Source organism: Microbacterium sp. Bi128 (genome assembly GCF_918698205.1).
Genome location: NZ_CAKKMM010000571.1, coordinates 1 through 3,066 on the forward strand (window position 1 = coordinate 1; position 3,066 = coordinate 3,066).

Annotated in this window: 4 protein-coding genes; 2 read left to right on the plus strand and 2 right to left on the minus strand. The window is 66.3% G+C overall.

The features are described from left to right. A partial coding sequence (locus LQV45_RS23060) for a hypothetical protein (RefSeq protein WP_230008989.1) occupies positions 1 to 261 on the plus strand: 261 nt, incomplete at its 5' end. 150 nt (positions 262 to 411) lie between these two features. Here LQV45_RS23060 and LQV45_RS23065 read toward each other — a convergent pair. Continuing rightward, positions 412 to 1,308 carry an MSMEG_6728 family protein gene (locus LQV45_RS23065; RefSeq protein ID WP_230008990.1) on the minus strand — a complete coding sequence of 299 codons (897 nt, stop codon included), beginning with the start codon at positions 1,306 to 1,308 and terminating at the stop codon, positions 412 to 414. Positions 1,309 to 1,613: 305 nt separating this feature from the next. Here LQV45_RS23065 and LQV45_RS23070 point away from each other — a divergent pair, with 305 nt between their 5' ends. Continuing rightward, positions 1,614 to 2,141, plus strand: a complete 528-nt coding sequence (locus LQV45_RS23070; RefSeq protein WP_084476203.1) for a hypothetical protein — start codon at positions 1,614 to 1,616, stop codon at positions 2,139 to 2,141. A 119-nt stretch (positions 2,142 to 2,260) separates the two neighbouring features. Here LQV45_RS23070 and LQV45_RS23075 read toward each other — a convergent pair whose 3' ends face one another. After that, positions 2,261 to 2,911, minus strand: coding sequence for a transglycosylase family protein (locus tag LQV45_RS23075; RefSeq protein ID WP_230008991.1), 651 nt, complete (start codon positions 2,909 to 2,911; stop codon positions 2,261 to 2,263). Positions 2,912 to 3,066 lie beyond the last annotated feature (155 nt).

Below are 3,066 nucleotides of genomic sequence, written 5' to 3' on the forward strand. Positions count from 1 at the left end.
GTATGCACCACCGACCAGGGGAAAAAGGGTGCAGCCATCAGTTTCACGGGCTTCGCCGCTGTGGGCCGGGCCACGGGATATACGGCGACGTTGACGTCTCCGACCGGGCCCCAAGCAGTGAGCGAGATTGCCCCCGAGGACACCACGCATGAGGTTAAGGTTCTCAGCAAGGGCAACGGCAAGGGAACCTACACGTTCACTTTCTCCGCCCGGGTAGGCCCATGGACCGGGCCGGTTCTGCAACAATCTGTCACCTGCTGAACAGCGTGCCGGCGAACCGGGTGCCCGTGCGGGACTCCGCCGGCGAACCGGGTGCCCGCGCCGGACTCCGCCGCCGCCATCGCGGCGATCGCAGCGAACGACGCCGGGACCCGCCCGGGGCCGCCCGGCGTCGTTCAGTGCGGCCCTTTGCTACCTCGCCGGGATCGGGAAGAACGCCCGCGGATCCTGCATCAGGGCAGGGTAATCGAAGGCGGAGCGGTCCACGATCTCGTCGACCTGGAAGTTGCGTGCGAATTGGCCATCAACCGTGATCGGGCGGCCCAGGACCTTGCCGACGGCGAAGGCGGCGCCGTCGTTGACCGGGATGGCAACCACGGAGTTGCCGGGCAGGGTGGTGAACGCCTCCTCCTGCTGCTGGCGCTTGCGGGTGGGCTTCTTGACGAGCTGCTTCGGGGGCAGCTTGCGCACCTTGCTGGGACGGCGCGAGCCTGAGTCGGCATAAACGAACTGGTAGTCGTCGTCCGCGGGGACCTTGCTGCGGCCAACCGGCGGCAGGCTGACAGTCTTCAGCTGTGCGGGCTCGGTGTCGCCGAGGGGCAGGCGCAGGACCCACATGCGGTCCCCGGCTGGGTCCTCGGGCACCAGCTCGTGCTTCGGTTCGGGCCAGATGTACTCCAGGTCCGGGTCCGTGCCGGGGAATACCTCTGTGTAGAACCGCGGATCCTTGGCGATCAACCTGGACCGGTGGCTGAGGTGGAAATCCGCATTGCCAAGCCATGGCGGCATCGGGATCTTGGCGGCGTAGTCGGGGTGGGCCGCCTGCGGGGCGAACTCCATGATTTTCTCGCGCATGGTGTCCTCGCCGCCGCGGGCCGTCCATTCATCCACTATGGCCAGGCCGTACATGGTCAGCGCAGGAACGTACCCCATCCACATCCTGATCGCCGGGTGCGACTGCCAGCCGTACTCCGGGATCACCAGCGCACGCAGGATCTGCAGCGCTTCGACGCGCTGCTTGCCGAGCCGCACACGGTCCAAAACCGCGGCGCTCTGCTGGAAATCAGGGAAGGGGAGGAAAGTCTGCATCTCTCCAGTTTGAGGCCACGGACCAAATGCGCCAATTGCTGGCGCGCGGCGGTGAGGGTGCTCACATGACGGAACAGGGCAGACAGGCGTGCTGGAGAGCGGCTAAAATAACATGAACCACTCCCGCGGCCACGGAAGACGCGCCCATGCCCTATCAAGCAGAGCCTTATCAAGCAGAGCCTTATTCAGCAGAACCATCTCTAGCAGAGCCTAAGTCAGCGGAGCCCATTACTGCCTTGCCTTTTACAGCAGAGCCACCAACAGTAAGGGTGGCACCGGCGCCGTTCGTGCCCAAGTACGGACAAATGCTCAGCCCCGACGCCCACGGGATAGTGGTGCTGGAGGAATTCACGCTGGATCCGGTTGCCGCCCGCGACGAGCAGCGCGGATTCCGCGCGGCTATGGCCGGCGTGGCCCTCACCATGCGGCGCCTGGTGGCCCTCCGCCTCTTCATCGCCGCGGTGGCGATCGCCAACCTGCCCCTGTTCCTGCTCTCGAGTGGCTGGGAGATCTACGTCATCTCACTGACCCTGGTGGTAGCCGTCCACGCCGCGGTGTCCTGGCTGAACCGCCACGAGCCCAGGATCAAGCAGCGCCGGATGCTGGAATTGCACCTTCACCGGGAGCGGAGCGCCAACTACCGCAAAGTCCGCGACGCCGTGAAGTACGTCATTGACGCCCCGGCCCGGATGAACGAAAGCCTTTACCTTGAGCTCCTCGCCGCGAAACGGGTAGCGCTGCATCTGGCCATGGGCACGGTGGCCCTGCTGGACACGAGCGACGACGCCGCCTGGAAAGTGCGGATTATCCGCGAAATCCCACAGGCCGCCTGAGCCCGCACGGCTGAGCCAGCACGGCTCACTGAAGCACCACGACGCCGGAGCGTCCCCTTTGCGGGATCGCTCCGGCGTCGTGCTGTGTGTCGTGCTGTACGCCAAGTGCTGTAACCGCCCTATGCGGGCAGCTGCAGCACTTGGCCCGGGAACACCAGATGGGGGTTGCTGATGGTCGCCGTGTTGGCGTCGGCCAGCGCGTGCCAGCCTCCGGCGATGTTGAGCTTCCCGGCGATCGTGCTCAGGGTTTCGCCGCTCCGGATGGTGTAGGTCTGGCCGCTTACGGCTACCGGTGCAACGTGGCGGGGTGCCGGCACGGCTGTCTTAGGGGCGTATCTGGCGGGGGCCTTGGCTGCGACGGGAATCGCGGCGGGCCGCTGTGATGTGGCTGCACTCTGCGGAGCCGCGGCGCCGCCGCGCAGTCCCAGCTTGGCCGCGCAGGCTGGCCACGCGCCCCAGCCCTGGCTGGCCTGCACTTTCTCGGCGACGGCGATCTGTTGCGCACGGCTGGCATTGGCCGGAGATCCCGTGCCGCCATGGGCCGCCCACGTGCTGGCGCTGAATTGCAGCCCGCCCGCGTATCCGTTTCCTGTGTTGGTGGCCCAATTCCCGCCACTTTCGCATTGGGCCAGCGAGTCCCACGTGGAGGCAGGGGCTGTGGCCGGTACGGCCGCGTTCGCGGCCGAGGCGGACAGGGCGACGCCTGCAATTGAGACGGCCGCAAAAGTGACGCCGCGGCGCGCGGCAGTGCCATAGATTGATTTCTTCATGGTTTAGATGCTCCTGAGGCCCACCAGCGCTCGGTCCGTCCCCGGACGTTTTTACGCCACTGCCCGCCCCTGACAATAGAGGTCATAGCGGTGTCTACCGGTCGGGCAGTATCTGGTGGTGGTAGCACCGGGCATGCAATACCCGGTTGCCGGGC